The organism is Butyrivibrio sp. (assembly GCF_017635265.1).
In the GTDB taxonomy this organism is placed as follows: domain Bacteria; phylum Bacillota; class Clostridia; order Lachnospirales; family Lachnospiraceae; genus Butyrivibrio.
Window position 1 is genome coordinate 1 of the sequence record NZ_JAGBLU010000024.1, and the last position, 17,077, is coordinate 17,077.

The 17,077-nt window shown below is 39.1% G+C and carries 16 protein-coding genes and 1 tRNA gene; 7 read left to right on the forward strand and 10 right to left on the reverse strand.

Translation table 11 applies throughout. The features are described from left to right. Window positions 1–146: 146 nt before the first annotated feature. The 7 genes from J6O61_RS02930 to J6O61_RS02960 all read left to right on the forward strand — a co-directional run bounded on the left by J6O61_RS02930 (window position 147) and on the right by J6O61_RS02960 (window position 5,167). Window positions 147–335: a hypothetical protein gene (locus tag J6O61_RS02930; protein ID WP_292209391.1), complete on the forward strand. Its 189-nt coding sequence runs from the start codon at window positions 147–149 to the stop codon at window positions 333–335. A gap of 22 nt (window positions 336–357) precedes the next feature. Further along, on the forward strand, window positions 358–582 hold the full coding sequence (locus J6O61_RS02935; protein WP_292209394.1) for a hypothetical protein: 225 nt from the start codon (window positions 358–360) through the stop codon (window positions 580–582). 63 nt (window positions 583–645) lie between these two features. After that, entirely contained in the window at window positions 646–996 is a 351-nt protein-coding gene (locus J6O61_RS02940) for a hypothetical protein (protein WP_292209397.1), read from the forward strand. Continuing rightward, window positions 993–1,814 (forward strand): hypothetical protein, encoded by an 822-nt coding sequence (locus tag J6O61_RS02945; RefSeq protein WP_292209399.1) that lies wholly within the window; start codon window positions 993–995, stop codon window positions 1,812–1,814. The genes J6O61_RS02940 and J6O61_RS02945 overlap by 4 nt, the downstream gene beginning before the upstream one ends. Continuing rightward, the gene (locus J6O61_RS02950; RefSeq protein ID WP_292209402.1) at window positions 1,811–2,581 is read left to right on the forward strand and encodes an ATP-binding protein; all 771 of its coding nucleotides are present in this window, start codon (window positions 1,811–1,813) and stop codon (window positions 2,579–2,581) included. Before J6O61_RS02945 ends, J6O61_RS02950 begins: the two co-directional genes overlap by 4 nt. Window positions 2,582–2,720: 139 nt before the next feature. Further along, window positions 2,721–3,770 carry a hypothetical protein gene (locus tag J6O61_RS02955; RefSeq protein WP_292209405.1) on the forward strand — a complete coding sequence of 350 codons (1,050 nt, stop codon included), beginning with the start codon at window positions 2,721–2,723 and terminating at the stop codon, window positions 3,768–3,770. 38 nt (window positions 3,771–3,808) lie between these two features. Continuing rightward, the gene (locus J6O61_RS02960) at window positions 3,809–5,167 is read left to right on the forward strand and encodes a tyrosine-type recombinase/integrase (protein ID WP_292209407.1); all 1,359 of its coding nucleotides are present in this window, start codon (window positions 3,809–3,811) and stop codon (window positions 5,165–5,167) included. An 80-nt stretch (window positions 5,168–5,247) separates the two neighbouring features. Here J6O61_RS02960 and J6O61_RS02965 read toward each other — a convergent pair. The 10 genes from J6O61_RS02965 to J6O61_RS03010 all read right to left on the reverse strand — a co-directional run bounded on the left by J6O61_RS02965 (window position 5,248) and on the right by J6O61_RS03010 (window position 17,064). Beyond that, window positions 5,248–5,320 (reverse strand) — tRNA-Pro (locus J6O61_RS02965). 98 nt (window positions 5,321–5,418) lie between these two features. After that, a complete protein-coding gene (locus tag J6O61_RS02970) occupies window positions 5,419–6,975 on the reverse strand; it encodes a glycosyltransferase family 39 protein (RefSeq protein WP_292209409.1) in 1,557 nt (518 codons plus the stop codon). Window positions 6,976–6,996: 21 nt separating this feature from the next. After that, complete coding sequence (locus tag J6O61_RS02975) at window positions 6,997–8,049, reverse strand: substrate-binding domain-containing protein (protein WP_292209412.1); 1,053 nt, start codon at window positions 8,047–8,049, stop codon at window positions 6,997–6,999. Between the two features lie 206 nt (window positions 8,050–8,255). Beyond that, window positions 8,256–8,636 carry a hypothetical protein gene (locus tag J6O61_RS02980; RefSeq protein ID WP_292209415.1) on the reverse strand — a complete coding sequence of 127 codons (381 nt, stop codon included), beginning with the start codon at window positions 8,634–8,636 and terminating at the stop codon, window positions 8,256–8,258. A gap of 14 nt (window positions 8,637–8,650) precedes the next feature. After that, on the reverse strand, window positions 8,651–9,628 hold the full coding sequence (locus J6O61_RS02985) for a transglutaminase domain-containing protein (RefSeq protein WP_292209417.1): 978 nt from the start codon (window positions 9,626–9,628) through the stop codon (window positions 8,651–8,653). A gap of 4 nt (window positions 9,629–9,632) precedes the next feature. Further along, window positions 9,633–10,544, reverse strand: a complete 912-nt coding sequence (locus tag J6O61_RS02990) for a hypothetical protein (RefSeq protein WP_292209420.1) — start codon at window positions 10,542–10,544, stop codon at window positions 9,633–9,635. 86 nt (window positions 10,545–10,630) lie between these two features. After that, the gene (locus J6O61_RS02995; protein WP_292209422.1) at window positions 10,631–12,439 is read right to left on the reverse strand and encodes a hypothetical protein; all 1,809 of its coding nucleotides are present in this window, start codon (window positions 12,437–12,439) and stop codon (window positions 10,631–10,633) included. Window positions 12,440–12,573: 134 nt separating this feature from the next. Continuing rightward, on the reverse strand, window positions 12,574–13,953 hold the full coding sequence (gene radA / locus J6O61_RS03000; RefSeq protein ID WP_292209424.1) for a DNA repair protein RadA: 1,380 nt from the start codon (window positions 13,951–13,953) through the stop codon (window positions 12,574–12,576). A gap of 56 nt (window positions 13,954–14,009) precedes the next feature. Then, a complete protein-coding gene (locus J6O61_RS03005; protein ID WP_292209427.1) occupies window positions 14,010–14,420 on the reverse strand; it encodes an endosialidase in 411 nt (136 codons plus the stop codon). An 82-nt stretch (window positions 14,421–14,502) separates the two neighbouring features. Beyond that, entirely contained in the window at window positions 14,503–17,064 is a 2,562-nt protein-coding gene (locus tag J6O61_RS03010) for an ATP-dependent Clp protease ATP-binding subunit (protein WP_292209429.1), read from the reverse strand. Window positions 17,065–17,077: the final 13 nt, after the last annotated feature.

Here is a 17,077-nt window from a genome sequence, read left to right on the forward strand (position 1 = left end):
CAGACATGTATAACTGTTAGTAAAGCTCCTTGATGATATCTGATGAGAGGGGAATCCTCCCTTCAATCATTACTTAGATTTGGAAATAGAAACTATTAACTGTAGTCCTTAATGACTACATCATTACTATACTAGGAGGTGGCAACATGGATAAAGAGCATTTGGTGAGCGAAATATTTTCCAACAGATTAAATGAAAATCTTGATGAAATGGAAAAATTACACTCTTATTATTCAAAATACCTGATTCTTCAAGAAGAAAACACTTGCCTTCTTGAAATCATTAAGAAGCACTCTATTCCGATACATGCAGGCTTATTGGAAAGGTTAACTTGATTGTATACAAGGAGAAAATAATATGGATGAAAAATTAATCTATTTAGCAGAACTGCTAACTGATAGAACAGAACTCATTTGTGACAGAATTGATGAAATAAGGCCATATGTGAAAGAAACAGCAAATCTATGTTATGAAGCTGAATTCATCAAAAAAATGATTATTGAACTTGATTTACCTGTCTCTGATGAAGTGATGGACATATTAGACTTTATTATTTTACCAAGCAGAAAACAGAACAATTAACAGAAAGCTCCAGTGGGATTGCTACATCATATCCCACTGGTAAAACAAAAAGGAGATAATGCTATGAATAATATAGGACCAAGAGACTTACAACTAAATACTAATCAAATTACAGGTAACACAGAAGGAACAGCAATAGCATTAAGTATTACTGATGGTGTAGGCTACGCAGATGGTAAACCCACCGATGAGGTTGTGTGTAAAAAAGTAAGCGTGGTTTGTCCTGATAACCACTACAAATCAGTAACAGTAAAAGTAAAGGATTTGAAAATACCACTTACACCAGAACTATTACAGCAATCTGGCGGACAGAAGAAAGTGAAGTTTAAAAACTTGACTGGAAAGTTTTGGCGTAATAATGCAGGAGAATACATTCTCAGCGCTAGTGCTGATTCTTTGGAGGTGATTCAATGATTAACTGGTTATGCTCATTGGTAAAAAAGCTTGTAATGACTCCCGTTTATATGTTTTGGAGCTATTACAAATACTACAAAAAGCACAATAACTATCCGGCAATAATAGGAATTTTTATATTGGCATTAGCAGGCTTATCTTCAACCTTAGTATTATCAGGATTTGCATTATATTATTCTGTTGCATTTTTAATCAGTAATCCAGAATGGGTGCTTATTGGTTCTGCCATATACCTACTATTTTCATATGGCAGATCATCATCGGAGAAGATGCAAATTGAACAGAAAAAACAGCAACTACTCACAGAGCAACTAAGTCAATCCGCACTTGAGGATAATGCTTCCAAGGGATATGAGGCTATACTAACTGAACTATTCCAAGTAATCAGAGAAATCTCAGCAGAATATGAAGTGCGTGAACCTAGCATTTTTTCCGATATAGAGATGCCTATCAGAAAATGGGAAATAATGGATGGCATAACCTATTACTATTTTAAAGCGGTTAAAAAGAATACAGTACTGATGTCTGAAGATGAATTATTAGGCCTTAAAAACAGACTCTCATTTACTTTGGCACATAGACTTCAGTCAGATGTTAGTAAGATTAAAGCTGAATGCTACAAGGATTCAGACGGAAACTTCTTTGATCCCATCGTGGTAGATAGTATCAAGGACATGGGTAATTTCCTTCTCATTTTAGTTGTTCCAACAAATGCATCATATGCAAAGAAAGTTATGGAAAGAAGGCAGAAAGAGTTACGTTTTTCAAGTTCAAGCAATACAAGCACACTTTCCACAACTTGGGGCGAAGACTCATGATTTGGGGATACCATGATTACGGAACTGGGGCTCAGGCTCCAGTTCCTATAAAACTAAATATTCAGGATTATTGCCATGCCCTTATTACTGGTTCGACTGGAAGTGGAAAAAGCTATGCACTCATGTTTCTTATAGGCTGTTTGTTAAAGGCTTCTCCTGAAACAGAAATTTTTATTTGTGATTTTAAAAACTCGGAAGATTTTCGATTTTTGAAAGATTACCCACTCTACTTTACAGGAGAACACTGTTATGAAGGAGTCATGGCATACTATCGAAGGTTCAACGATGCAAGAGAGACTGGTCAAACGCACAAACGTCGAATTTTAATCTTCGATGAATATCCCGCTTATACGTTTTTTCAGGCCATGAAGGACAAAGACAACAAAACAAAATATTCTTCAGATATTACCAATGCCATTGCAACTATTTTGATGCTCGGAAGAGGATTGAAACATGGAGTATGGCTTGTTACTCAAAGAGCAGACGCCAACCTCTTCGCCAATGGAACAAGAGATGATTTTTTAGTTTTAATAGGGCTTGGACGACTAAGCAAAGAACAAAAGGGCATGATCTTTACAGGAGAAGAAATCCCCAATGAGCCAATGCAGCGAGGTGAAGGCTATCTTCTTGCAGATGGGCACGAACTAATGAAAGTAAAATTTCCACTAATATCAGACATAAAAGACTGGAAATGGCATATATATGACATTTTAATGAGAAATTTGGAACACAATAGAGATTCGAGTCAGAGCACGCCCCTGGCGTAAGCTCTGACTCGACGCGCCACGGGGAAGTATTACCCCCGTGGTGCACATATCAAAAATAGATTTAGTACTTATGCTTATTGCATCTTTGTGCACCTAAAACGCACAGCACACACAAATGAACAGAAAGAAGGTGAAATAAATGGCTGGAGGCGATACACAAGCTGCAAAATGGCAGCTAACAATCAACAGTACTGATAAGCCTTCTGTCGATAGTGAAGGAAATGCTATTAAGGACAAAAATGGTAAACCTGTAACATATGATCACAGTACAATAAAAAAGTTACTACATGAGAATTTTACAACCCTTACCTATTACTGTATGGCAGATGAGAAAGGTTCAAATTATCACACCCACTTATACCTGTGCTTTTCATCAAGAGTAAGGTTTTCCAAGGTTAAAAAGGCCTTTCCAACAGCTCACATAGAAAAGGCGAAGGGTACAGTTACTGATAACGTCCTATACATCAAAAAGGAAGGCAAATGGAAAGATACAGATAAACGCGAAACAATAATAGAAGGCACCTTTGAGGAATGGGGCATACGTCCGCCTGATACCAAGGGAAAAATGGCAGATATGTCTGAGCTATATCAACTTGTTAAAGATGGACATAGTGATGCTGAAATAGTTGCTATAAATCAGGATTATATTCTAAGTCTTGATAAAATCTCAAAGCTACGCACTACTCTTCTTATAGACGAATATAAGGGGACTTTACGAGAAAACCTTCACGTATGTTATATCTCAGGAAAAACTGCTACTGGAAAAACTCGTGGAGTCATAGAAGAACATGGCGCAGAAAACATATTTCGAGTTACAGATTACCAGCATCCTTTCGATCATTACGAAAATCAGCCAGTGCTTGTGTTTGATGAGTTCCGAAGCAACCTGACACTATCTGATATGCTCAATTACTTAGATATATATCCCTTGGTACTCCCTGCAAGGTATTCCAACAAATATGCCTGCTTTACAACGGTATATATTATCAGTAATTGGCGGTTGGAAGATCAGTACCATGAGAAGCAACAAAATGATAAAGAATCATGGCTTGCATTCCTTAGACGAATCCAAGAAGTACGAGTTTACACAGAATATCGAAAGTACATAAGTTACAACTCAGTTGAAGAATATCTCAACAGGCAGAATGATTTCACAGATATAGGAGATGAAGATTTAGGATTCTTCTAACACAACGCAACAACATTCAGAAAGGAGGTGCTGATTTTATGAAAACTAAATACGATATTGTCAGCACTTCCTTTAATCTTCAAGTGCCAATAAATGCAAATCATCAACACAATTGCTCTAATGATATATTCCAACAGATCACAAATCTGACATCAAAGAAGCTTCGATTGGAAACAGATTCTGACTATGCTAATATAAACTCAGTCGGTGCTGTTATCGAAGATTTGGATAAACAAATATTACAACTCAAAATCCAAGCCATTGAAAAAGAACTTGGCAAAAAGATAACCACTGTCACTAAGCCTAATAAAACTTTATATGTAGTGTCTATTACGGTAGAAGGCAAAAGAAAGCAAGTCTCTGCAAAGTCTGTCGAAGAACTGTACAAAAAAGTAATTGGAAGGATGCTTCCATCATCCAAAGAATACACTGGCTCTATCACAGTTCAGGAAGTGTTTGATCTCTTTTCAGAGCATAATCATGCACCTATTGTAGATAATGATGGTGAAATTACTTATCCGACCAGTACAGCAAGGCGCAAAGATCAGTATTGGAATAAATACTGGGCAGCTGATGTCATTTCTACATTACCAGTTCAGACTGTTATCACAGGAGACATTATTGATGCTTTCAAGCGATTAACCGCCAGCAGAAAGTATAACGCAAGACAGATTGATCAGGCAAAAAGCATCCTTAAGCAGACTTTTGATTACGCCATCTGGCAGAAGTTTATTACTGTCAATCCAGTAGTTGCTCTTCCTAACAATATGTGCCCTAAAAAAGCTAAAAGCATGGATAAAAAGAAGGCAACTTCAAAGAAATGGCGCATGCAACTTGAAAAGCATCTGAAAGCTCTTCCTAATCAGACAGTATATTCACTTGCTATCAGATTTTGGCTGACTTCCATGCAGCGAGTCGGCGAATGGCTTGCTATTACTTGGGAAGATGTAGATTTTCAAAACGAGACACTTACTATAAAGCACTCTTTATCCAAAAGAGAAATAGATGGAAAACTCATCGTTGTAGATGATGAACATCTTAAGGCTGATGAAGTGGCAAGAGAAATACCATTAACAGATAAAGCAATAGGAATACTCAAAGAACTTTATCTCATCAATGGTCAAAAGAAATATGTATTTAACAGTAAAGGTAATCTTCCAATAAGCACAAACCGTGTCAATGAACACATTAAGGACTATTGCAAAGATGCTGGCATAGAGCCAATGTCAACTCACGCACAGAGACGCGGAGCTATACAAGAAGCATATTCTAAACAAATGATTGAAGATCAGATAAGAGTTACTGCAGGTCACGCTGATAGTACCATGACAAGGTACTATAACAGGCAGAACAATAACACATTGTCCAAGCAAAGTCTTGAAGAATTACTTGGATGATCTTATCAGGTCAAACATTTGGTCAAACAAATTCTGAATTAATCAAAAAAAGAACCGCATAACCATGCGGTTCCTCGCAATCGGAGTGACGTGATTCGAACACGCGGCCCCTACCTCCCTAAGATAGTGCTCTACCAACTGAGCCACACCCCGACGACGTTTTCCATTATATAACGGAAAACATATAAAATCAACCAATTTTTAATCATAACAAAATTATTGTTTTTAAGTTCAAAACAACTACATCGGCATCATTGCAGATCCCAAAACGTGTAGACGATCGCTGAACATACAAGCGTCAGTGTCATAGCTGCGTTAGTGATGGACTTAAAGATGCATCCAATCTTACTGTCAAATCCTTCCTGCACAGCCACGAATCCAAGTGATGTAAATACAAGAGAAGCTGTCATATATCTAAAGTCAGCGCTGCAGGTGTATGGATATTTAAACACAAACAGACTATAGCTTATGATCATGAAAATATATGTAAAAAGCACAAATGTTGTATGAAGCTTTGATCCCTCTTTTCTAAAAAGAGAAGCATAACGCACAAAGAACACAACTGACGTTATAAGGGCTGTAATAATTGATGCCACATAAGCTATTTGCGCGAATGCCAGCAGATAATCTCCCATTTCTGCCGGAAAAGCCTCTGCGAAAAGACCTGTCTGAAAAAGAATAACCCATGAATTATGTATGGAAGCAGCGCTTATAGGATGGAACGGAAATTCCACATGAAGTTCAGTAATGCCGGGTATTCCAATTATTGACCACACTGAATAGCTTCCCGTATACATGACAGACTCACTTGGAATAAGCGCAGGTGAAGGTATCCCCGGTTTCTCTCCAAAGAGTATGAGATTCCTTATGATATAGGATAAACCAAGCGGAATAACTATCACTCCGAAAACAATATACTCAAGTATACAGTTTTTCAGCTCTATAAGATTTCCATCTCTTATGCACCAGATTAAATAGCACAGGAACACAAGTGCAATAGAAAATGCACATATCGCTGTATTTAGCTTACTTATCATCCCAAAGCCAAGAGAAAGTGCGATAAGCACAATATTTTTGTAGCTCTTGTCTCTTATCCACACCAAAGTTCTCCAAATCGTTGTAAGTAAAAGCAAAAGAGCAAGAATATCATTGTTAACGGAGCCTGCAAGAACCATCATTCTGGGATGAAATGCAAAAAGAAGCATTCCCGCACCAAGAGCCCTGGAAGATACTCTGCATTCTTCCAAAATATGCAGCATTACAACCATGCAGAGGGCTGAATAAATAAACGTAGGTACCTGAAGATTCTCAAAGGCAAGTGCCTCATTTACTCCGATAAATCTCTGTACTGTAAGCCATACCGCTTCGATAATATGATGAAGCGGCGGATGATAGTAACCGAAGTGTTCATATGGATTCATATCAGGCAGATGGAAAAATTTATAAATATACTCTATATAACCAATATGCCCGTTGTTGATATCCGGTGTACCATATCCCGTAAAAATACCACCATCATTCTGAAGTGTCCAAATGTCATTAAACAGCACATAAAATGCTCTATAAACAGTACCAAAAAATACTATCCAGAGAAGCTTGGCTTCAGTGGATAGTTTTCCTGAAATAAATGATTTTACAAAGTAAATTAGAAAAAGTGCAGTTACTGCAAAAAAGATAGTTATCTGCGGCAGCCTGTCTGCTCCACCTGCCACTGCCGTGTAGGAATTCCCCTGAAGGAATGCCACAAGAACAGCCGTTAAAACAATGATGAGCACAGATTTTCTATATACTTTTTTTGAAATATTCATTACTAAATTCCCCAAATATCCTTATTTCTTTATCTTGTCCAGTATTTCCCGGGCATTCTTGGCTGTGACCTTGACATAATGACAGCCAACATAGTGTTCAACCTTTTCTCTTTTTATATAATTGATGGCCGTATCTGCTGCAGCGTGGGACTGTGAAATATAATCATTAAATACAGTTCCTGTCATGCGTCCATCCAATACATATCCAATAACTTCTTCCAGCGCATCAACGCCTACGAGATAGATGTCTTCGCCTACTTTTCTATCATCAGCTTCGATAGCTTCTAATGCGCCAAGTGCCATAGCATCATTGTTGCAAAAAACAACTTCTATGTCCTTATCATTTTCAAGAGCTTTGGCCATAAGCTGTCTTGCGGTCTCCTGATGCCAGTTACCTATTTCATCACCTACGCATTCAAGTTCCCAGGATGCATCCTGCAAAGTTCTTATAGAATACTCTGTTCTATATTGAGAATCAATATTTTCGGGATCTCCCTCAATCATAAAATACTGAATCTTACCATCACCGTTAAGATCAACTGCATCAAATCCAAGGGACTCAATTATCTCGCCCTGGAAAGTACCTGACTGGCGGGCATCACATCCCACATATGAAACCTTATAATCTCCATCAACCCATCTGTCTTCTTCATCACCATCAGGTTCACGGTTGACATATACCAAGGGAATCCCTGCCTCTACAGCCAGATCGGTAATCTCATCAGCCCGAGCCGGGTTAACGGGATTGACTATTAAAACATCCACTCCCTTTTGTATGAAATCCCTAACCTGCTCAACCTGTGTATTCTGGTTATTAAGACTATCTACAATTTCAATATTATCTTCCGATACTCCCTGCTCTACAAGACGCTCTTCCAGCTCATCTTTAAAAAGAGCCATAAAGTTATCCAAAAACTGATAAATGCACACTCCAACTTTTTTACCTGCAATATTATCTTCACTTTCCCCACCAAGCTCAGTATTCTTTTTTTCTGAAGTTGCAGCAGCACATCCCATTTGTGTACACACGACCATCATAGTTAACAAAAAAAGGCTTATTAATCTCCTTTTCATAAACAACCCTCCAATTAGAAAAATCCATACATATTATACCAAAAAAAGAGCCGGAACCGACTCTTTTTTTATCATAATGTCATTATAACTTCAAATTAATCAATTAATCAAACTTAAGCACTATGCCGGGTATTCTTTTGGCGCTAATCTCAAGTACATCTCTTTCCAGTTCTCCCATATCCATTACGGCTCTTTATATAATCTTGTCACTCGACTATTTTGCTGCCATCATTGTAAGTTATAACCCAATATCCCTCACCTGATCCGCAGTCTTCATAATATACTTTTTCAATTATCACTTTTTCATTTTCCTTCCCGGTACTGCCTTCATCAGCGGTTTTTGTATTATAATCTGTCGTCACTCCTTCTGCAGCCGTTGCGGTGCTATCATCCTCTATTACTGTTATCTCATTTTCATAAATAACAGGCTCACTGCTGGCTTCCACCACAGGAATATCATCTTTTCCCACCGCTCCGTTTAAAGCCTCTCTATAGAATGGAACTGTAGTATATAGCATGATGTTAAGGATAAATATAAACACAAAAGATATTGGTATTGCAATAAATAATCCTGATAATCTATTCATTTTAAGAACCTCTCTTAATAATAAATCGTCCAGGTAAGCTGCTTTTCAATCGGCCCGGCAGGATAACTGTCATATGTCTGTTTATAATAACCTTCCCCTTTGGCATCCTGCATCTCTGAATCAAAAATGTACCATCTGTCTCCCAACTTAACTTCATTCCATGCATGTGGCGTTTTTCCACCTAGTGATGACTGAACCATACCACTGCAAACTCTTGTTTCGAATCCCAGTCCTTTGGCTATATACCCGAATGCAGCTGCATATCCATAACAATTGCCTTTTCCATTTAAAAGCATGTCCGTAGCGTAGCTTCCGGTCCAGTCTCCGATTGGAACATCCATCTTTCTCTCATACGAAACCGAGTTCACCAGATAATTAAATGCATTTTCAAGCTGCTGCCTTTGTGTCATGGAGTCTGTGGTACTTGCCTCCAAAACTGAAGCTATAAGTTTTTTTAAGTCCGTATCCGGATCTGTGGCATTTCCTGCAGCATCTCTCCACTTGACACCATAGGGCGTATGAATAAAGTGTTCTCCCGGAACCTGCCACTCCATCAGGTTATTCTGGGCCTGAGATTCTACTACGCTTCTTATTTCTTCTTTAAGGCTGTCTGACACTCCGTAAAGTGCATTTTTTCCGATTGACGTTACTGTTTCCGGTATATTCGCACCTGTAAGGGCAGCCGGAAAACATAAAAGCTCTGTTTTGTCCTTGTTATAAAGACAATTACTGTAAGAAGTATAAAATGAATTATTTTCGCTGACCGTAATGGATTTAAGAGCCATTAGCCCTCTGAAAGCATTAGAAGAAATGTCTGTAACATCACTTCCGATATGGATAGTTGTTATATTAGGACTCCCTCTGAATGTTGAAGAATCAATCTGTGTGATTCCACTCGCCTTTGCATCTAAACGAAAGCCAATCAGACACTCTAATATCACAAGAACTGCCGCCAATATTCTTTTGTAAAAAGAAATATTTAATCGCCCCATATTTTTAATCCGTCGTTCTTGCCCGTTGAGAAGCCATATCAAATTTATTTCTTATCTTTGCATAAGTTACAGCATCTTTTTCACTTCCGCCTTCATTGGGGTGTTTGCCATAGCCGGCCGTAGCTGTTATAGCATCTGCATAGCCTTCTTTACCATCAACAATCACCTGACACCACTGATCATTCCAGGTATTGGCATTTTTATGAACCCAGGTGATTCCAAGATAATCAAGAACAAGGCCCAATGCTCTTGTGGCTCCGGCACACGAATACTCTCCGCCCACAAATACTCCATAGGCTGTTCTGTATATTTGTCCTTCTGTGGTATAAGTTCCCTGCGCACAGTAAGCATTTATAACGCCTGCCGCATAGGCAACTTTTTCAACTTCCTTTACTTTGTTTTTGCTTGATGAACTACTTGAAGAACTTGAGCTCTTAGAAGAACTTTTTGACGTATTGGCCGCTTCAATCGCTTTATTTATACCATCAGCAATCTGCTTGGCATAGCTTCTGGCTATTACCTCCTGATCGTAGGTCATTCCGCCGTTCCCGTGTTTAGACTTAGGGATAATAACCACTCCCGTGTCACCTGTAGGAACAACATATTCAGTACTATCGCCTATAAGCCTATTGGCAACTCTTTTTTCTTTTTTGCCAAATACGACCCAATGCTCAATGAGCTTGCCTGCATCAGTTCCGTATGCATCGCGCAAGTCCTGATAATTGAGATAGTAATAAAGTGGATTATATTCGTTTTTATAATCCACACCATTATATTTTGTTGTAGCTTTGGAAAGGGCTGTGTACGGATCGTCCGCAGCCTGGACCATTAGTGAACTTATGTCTGATCCTATTATGAAAATTCCAGCTATGACCGCCAAAACAATACTCAATGCCTTTTTTAAGATAAGCATCATGTTCACTCTCCATCCCGCGCCAGAAGCGCACAAAATAAAAGTCTAAAAACATGCTCACTTATCTTATCGACATTTAATAATTATTTTTAACCTTTTTTTCTAAAAAAATCTTTTGATTTGTTCAAACTCAAAATAGTAGTGCAAACCACTAAGCTAAGCGCTATAAAAGCTATTCTTTTATCTATATCACCATTAAAATCACCTGTGGCTGAAAGCCTTGCTCCAAGAACAGATGAACCCGGAACAGTACTTAAAACCTGCTCTGAAGATACAAAGACATCATTTTTTAAAGAAGCACTTATATCAACCGATAATGATGAAGAAGCCGCAGAAGACACAGATGGAAATGAAATCGTTGTAACTTCCGAAGCCGATGTCACTGCACTATCCACAGAATCCGAGCCTGTACCGGCACCGGAACCGCCATCCACCAAAACAAGTCTTCCCCTGACGCATTTGATAACATACTGTGAAGTCACATCATTGCCCTGACTATCCACAATAACTACAGATGTAATCTCATTACTGCTCTCTCCTACACCTGTCTGGCTTCCATTAAATACGACGTTTGAAATACGGTGTCCCTCTTTCAAGCTTCCGTCAATCACTTCATAGTCATCATTTGTAAGGGTATTACCGTCATCATTTTTAACAGTAGTACCCGCCTCTAAAGTAAGAACATTATTTACATCTACAGATGCCTGTCTGGTCTGTACTGCCACATTGGTTTCACTTTTTAAAGCAGAGATTATCCCGGTTACTTTATCAACTACTCCAACTCTAATATCTTCAGGTTCAATAACTTCTCCATCAAAAATAAAAGGAATAGTAAGCCCCTTTTCAGAAATGTCTTTTGCTGTAACATAGGCATAAGCTGCATCAACACTTATCCAATACTGGCAATGCTTGTACTCAAAAGTTGTGCCGTTTCCATCTGCAGCAGATACCGTTATCACATTGGTTTTAAGAAACTTTCCAAATGCATCATATATCTTTTCAGTTAATGATTCAGGCTCTTTATTGTCAATAATCTTTATCTTGAAGCCTTCGCCAACAAGATGCTTTTCACCATCATCAGGAACAACAGGATTGCCTAATATTGTCTCTAGTTCAATAGTTATATCCGGCTGCTCTTCATCGGTATCAGAAACTGCACTTGAGCTCTCTGAAGATGCTTCGCTTGATGCCTCGGAAGACGCCTCACTCGACGAAGCTGAGGATGCTTCACTTGATGCATCCGAAGATGCTTCACTTGATAAAGATGAGGACGCTTCACTTGAGTTTTCTGATGCGGCAGCAGAAGATGAATCTGAAGCAGCCTCACTGTTTTTTCTGGTCATGATCACACCGTCAACATGCATATAATAGCCTGAATTCTTGATTACATACCACTGAATATAATGTATGGATGGATCAAAATCACTTCTGACCGACTGAATCTGTTCTATTGTCGGAAGCTCATTAAGTGCCTGCGTAACGTTGTTGTCAGCATAATATATGTCCTCTGCCGGTTCATCAGCCAGATCCGTTCCCACAATTTCATCAAAAGAGCTGACTGCTCCCAAAATACTGATTCCTGCTGAATAATTCGATGAAGGATATGAAGAAATCTCATAAGGAATTTCTGTATCAATTCCATTCAAGATATAAAAAGATGTGCCATAGTAGATATATTCGTTTTCCTCTAAATTAACAGCCTGTTCGTTTTCCTCAACCGTTAAATCTGTTTGAGAAAGGTTATTCTCTGTCGTCTCAGTACATGAACCTGACGTAGCTTCATCAGCTGCATCTTCCTGAGCATAAATCCTAAGTACAGTCATACTGTCAGCAAGACTATAAATACAAATAGTCATCATTATTAAAATAAATACAACTGTCCTCTTTATCCCTTTCATCCTGATTACTCCAAAAGCCAAACTCTTTTTCGATTTAACTCGCTAAAACAAACATACCTAATAAATATATCAAATTCACTATCATATAATCAATCATAATCATGAAAAAATTTGTTAATTGGAAACTATTTTGTTTAAATCAGTGTCAGAGCATCACTGACTGAATGTACACCGATTATTTCAATCCCTTTACAGCTTGCTTTCAGCTTCTTTTCGAGAGCTCCCGGCACGATACAGGTCTTAAACCCAAGCTTTTTGGCTTCCTGAACTCTGGCCTCAGCCATATTAACGCTTCGCACTTCTCCCGAAAGACCTACCTCTCCAAATGCAATCGTATCTTCTTTTATTGGTTTATTCTTAAAACTGGATATGATGGCAAGACAGATACCAAGATCAAGGGATGGTTCAGCTATCTTCATTCCTCCTGCCAAATTGATGTATGCATCGTAGTCTGCCATCTGCAGGCCTATTCTCTTTTCAAGTACTGCCATCAAAAGATTTACTCTGTTATAATCCGTACCATTGGCCTGACGCCTTGGGAATCCAAAATTCGTCCTGCAGACGAGGGCCTGAACCTCTATCAAAATAGGCCTTGTCCCCTCAACTGAGCAGGTTACAATAGAGCCACTGGCATTAATAGGTCTCCCATCAAGCATGAATTCGGATGGGTTTGTCACCTCCATAAGACCTTTTTCCTGCATTTCAAAAACACCTATCTCGTTAGTGGAGCCAAATCTGTTTTTGACAGCTCTGAGTATTCGATAGGAAGCGTGACGATCACCTTCAAAGTATAGAACAGTGTCCACCATATGTTCCAGTACTCTGGGACCTGCCACCTGTCCTTCTTTTGTCACATGCCCTACGATAAATACTGAAATATTCATGCTCTTTGCAATACGAAGAAGTACAGATGTAGATTCTCTGACCTGAGAAACACTTCCCGGAGCGGAGGACACCTCTTCATTGTACATTGTCTGAATTGAATCAATCACAATAACCTGCGGCTTTGCTCTTGTTATTGCTTCTTCAATATCAGAAAGATTTGTTTCACACATAAATTTTAGTGTATCAGAAAACTCTCCTATTCTGCCTGCGCGAAGCTTTATCTGCCTTAGTGATTCCTCGCCTGAAATATAGAGCACTTCTCTTTTATCTTCAGAAAGATTTCCTGCCACCTGTAAAAGCAGCGTGGATTTTCCTATTCCCGGATCTCCACCCACAAGAATAAGAGAGCCTTTAACAAGGCCTCCTCCAAGCACTCTGTTAAGTTCTCCTATATGCGTATCAAAACGTTCTTCATCTGTCATTACAATTTCAGAGAGTGTCTGAGGCTTTTTATACTCCCCTAAAGCGCCTGCTGTCCCTTTTGATACTACGGCTGATTTAGGAGTAGCTTTAACTGTCTCTTCAACAAAGGTATTCCACTCTTTGCATCCCGGGCACTGTCCCATCCATTTTGATGATTCATACCCACATTTCTGACAAAAGAAAACTGTCTTTATTTTAGTTGCCATAACTCCTCCAAAAAATAAGGGCCCTTCGAGTCTTCTCGAAGAGCCCTACAGTAATTTTAACATTCAACTCTTACCTGTGTTTCACTTCCTTCTGAAAGTTCTACACTTAAATTAAGTTTTCCACCTACATTTGTGCTCATTTTCCCAATACTGGTTCCATTCACAAACACATTATATTCAGTTTTCTCAAGAAGGCCAAGCGTGATCTGGGCGTCTGTTTCACCCTCTACACTAAACTCCAGTCCTTTTTCTGTCTCCTTAAATCCTGTAACTGTAGTTCCGGGCACGGATTCATATACGAAGTTCTCATTGCTCTCAAGCTTGGTAATGTCTTTAAAAGTCTTTACCTTATAGATGTCTCCGCCATGCTCGAAATTTTCCAGTTTCTTTTTTTCCGGAAGCTTATAGTTTCCAAAACTGATACTTCCATCATCTTCAGCACGAATTAACTGCTCAACTACAGCCATATCCAAACCTCCTAAAAATATATAGCTCGTTTCTTACTAAACATTATAAGTCATTGAACCTTAATGTAAAATTAAAATTTTGTTACTTTTTTGAAGATTTTTTTACAGGCTTTTTTGTTGTAACTGTGCTTTTTGTCTTAGATGATTTAGCAGGTTTTGTTGTCTTGACAGAAACTTTTTTGACTGAAGTTTTTGTACCCTGCCCTGTTGTAAAAACAATCTTGTCGTTCTTGAGATTGACTGTTACATCTGTTCCTGCCTTGATATTGCCCTTTAAAAGTTCCTCTGCCATTGCATCCTCAATAGTCTGCTGGATAGCTCTTTTAAGCGGTCTTGCACCCATCTTGGCATCAGAATATTTGGTCACAAGGTATTTCTTAACCGCAGGTGAAATAGATAGATTTATATCCATCTGTGTCTTGCAACGCTTTCCAAGATTCTGTGAAAGAAGTGTAACAATATCCATCATTTCTTTTTCATTTAATGTATGGAATACCATAATCTCATCAATTCTGTTGATAAACTCAGGTTTAAACAGACGCTTAACTTCCTCCATTACTCCGGACTTCATGTCCTCGTAGTCCTTCTTTTCATCGCTGCCTGCACCAAATCCAAGCTTTTTGGGATCAACTATTTTCTGAGCTCCCACATTGGAAGTCATAATAAGGATAGTATTCTTAAAGCTTACTTTTCTACCCTTTGAATCTGTAATATGACCGTCGTCAAGAACCTGTAAAAGCACATTAAAGATATCAGGATGCGCTTTCTCAATTTCATCAAAAAGAATTACTGAGTAAGGATGTCTTCTGACCTTTTCGCTGAGCTGGCCACCATCATCAAAGCCAACATATCCAGGCGGTGATCCGATCATCTTGGAAACGGAGTGACCTTCCATATACTCTGACATATCAACTCTTATAAGCGCATTTTCATCACCAAACATTGCTTCAGCAAGGGCTTTGGATAGTTCGGTCTTTCCTACACCTGTCGGTCCAAGGAAAAGAAATGAACCTATTGGTCTGTTGGGATCCTGAAGTCCGACACGTCCTCTTCTGATGGCCTTGGACACAGCCTTAACAGCATCCTCCTGTCCAATAACTCTCTTATGAAGTACCGATTCAAGTTTAAGGAGCTTTTCGGACTCTTTTTCAGCAATCTTCTTAACAGGAATTCTTGTCCACTCGGCAACTACCTCTGCTATGTCATTCTCATTTACCACAAAAGCTGAGGACTGCTGTTTTTTCTTTTCAGCTGTTTTAGCCCGATTAAGTTTGGCAATAAGGGCATTCTGCTCTTTATTGTACTCACCTGCTGCCTTAAAGTCCTGATCCTTAAGTGCAGTTTCAATCTTCCCATCATAGGACTTAACTGTTTCTTCAAGTTCTTTTATCTTGGGTGATACTCCCATAGTACGAAGTCTTACTGCAGAAGCAGCTTCGTCTATAAGATCAATTGCCTTGTCCGGAAGATTTCTGTCATTGATATATCTCTCAGACAGATCAACCGCTGCCTTAACTGCCTCGGGAGTTATGGTCACTTTGTGATGTTCCTCATATTTACTCACAATACCCTTAAGGATATCTATTGCCTCTTCTTTGGTAGGTTCATCAACATTTACCGGCTGGAATCTTCTCTCAAGAGCGGCATCTTTTTCAACATATTTACGGAATTCGCTAATAGTTGTTGCTCCGATCATCTGAATCTCGCCTCTTGCAAGAGATGGTTTCAAAATGTTGGAAGCATCAATAGCGCCCTCGGCACCGCCTGCACCGATTAACGTATGCATCTCATCAACAAAAAGAATTATATTTCCATCTTCGGAAACCTCTTTGATAACTTTTTTAATACGTTCCTCAAATTCACCTCTATACTTGGAACCTGCAATCATCCCCGACAGATCCAAAGTAACAAGGCGCTTATTCTGTACTGTAAGCGGTACATCACCCGATGCTATTCTCTGGGCAAGTCCCTCTACAACTGCAGTCTTACCAACCCCGGGCTCACCGATAAGGCAAGGGTTGTTTTTGGTTCTTCTGCTAAGTATCTGTATAACTCTTTTTATTTCTCTTTCTCTTCCGATAACAGGATCGAGCTTACCTTCAAGTGCAAGGGCGGTCATATCTCTGCTGTACTGGGCAAGAATTGATGCCTTCTTCCCCGTCTTGGGAGCAGCCTTTCTTCCCAAATCCTCTTTTACCAGGTTAGGATCCTCGCCCATAGCTGCGAGAGTCTCAGCATATATCTTCTGAGCAGGCACATTAAGTGTGCTTATAAGCCTTACTGCAACATTCTCACCCTCTTTTATAAGAGCCAAAAGGATGTGCTCGGTTCCGGTTTTATCTGCATGGAATCGCTCAGCAAGTCTGTGGGCTTCCTCCAAAACCTTTTCCGCCCTTGGTGAAAAACCATCTTTATCAAGAGTACTTACTGTACTGTCCGGAACAATGAGATCCTTGATCATATCCATCATACGGTTCTCATCGATACCATTATCAATAAGGATTCTGGAAGCAACACTTCCATCTTCTAATATGAGTCCCATGAGAATGTGTTCGGTACCCACATAATTAAGCTTAAGGCTTCTAGCTGTTTTTCTGGCAAGCTTTAACGCATCAGCTGCCATTAAAGTAAACTTTGAATCCATACTATTCTTCCTT

Excerpts from the sequence above, each read along its gene's own strand:
- J6O61_RS02930 (WP_292209391.1), top strand. The coding sequence starts at position 147 with ATGGATAAAGAGCATTTGGTGAGCGAAATATTTTCCAACAGATTAAAT.
- J6O61_RS02935 (WP_292209394.1), top strand. The coding sequence starts at position 358 with ATGGATGAAAAATTAATCTATTTAGCAGAACTGCTAACTGATAGAACA.
- J6O61_RS02940 (WP_292209397.1), top strand. The coding sequence starts at position 646 with ATGAATAATATAGGACCAAGAGACTTACAACTAAATACTAATCAAATT.
- J6O61_RS02945 (WP_292209399.1), top strand. The coding sequence starts at position 993 with ATGATTAACTGGTTATGCTCATTGGTAAAAAAGCTTGTAATGACTCCC.
- J6O61_RS02950 (WP_292209402.1), top strand. The coding sequence starts at position 1,811 with ATGATTTGGGGATACCATGATTACGGAACTGGGGCTCAGGCTCCAGTT.
- J6O61_RS02955 (WP_292209405.1), top strand. The coding sequence starts at position 2,721 with ATGGCTGGAGGCGATACACAAGCTGCAAAATGGCAGCTAACAATCAAC.
- J6O61_RS02960 (WP_292209407.1), top strand. The coding sequence starts at position 3,809 with ATGAAAACTAAATACGATATTGTCAGCACTTCCTTTAATCTTCAAGTG.
- J6O61_RS02970 (WP_292209409.1), bottom strand. The coding sequence starts at position 6,975 with ATGAATATTTCAAAAAAAGTATATAGAAAATCTGTGCTCATCATTGTT.
- J6O61_RS02975 (WP_292209412.1), bottom strand. The coding sequence starts at position 8,049 with ATGAAAAGGAGATTAATAAGCCTTTTTTTGTTAACTATGATGGTCGTG.
- J6O61_RS02980 (WP_292209415.1), bottom strand. The coding sequence starts at position 8,636 with ATGAATAGATTATCAGGATTATTTATTGCAATACCAATATCTTTTGTG.
- J6O61_RS02985 (WP_292209417.1), bottom strand. The coding sequence starts at position 9,628 with ATGGGGCGATTAAATATTTCTTTTTACAAAAGAATATTGGCGGCAGTT.
- J6O61_RS02990 (WP_292209420.1), bottom strand. The coding sequence starts at position 10,544 with ATGATGCTTATCTTAAAAAAGGCATTGAGTATTGTTTTGGCGGTCATA.
- J6O61_RS02995 (WP_292209422.1), bottom strand. The coding sequence starts at position 12,439 with ATGAAAGGGATAAAGAGGACAGTTGTATTTATTTTAATAATGATGACT.
- radA (WP_292209424.1), bottom strand. The coding sequence starts at position 13,953 with ATGGCAACTAAAATAAAGACAGTTTTCTTTTGTCAGAAATGTGGGTAT.
- J6O61_RS03005 (WP_292209427.1), bottom strand. The coding sequence starts at position 14,420 with ATGGCTGTAGTTGAGCAGTTAATTCGTGCTGAAGATGATGGAAGTATC.
- J6O61_RS03010 (WP_292209429.1), bottom strand. The coding sequence starts at position 17,064 with ATGGATTCAAAGTTTACTTTAATGGCAGCTGATGCGTTAAAGCTTGCC.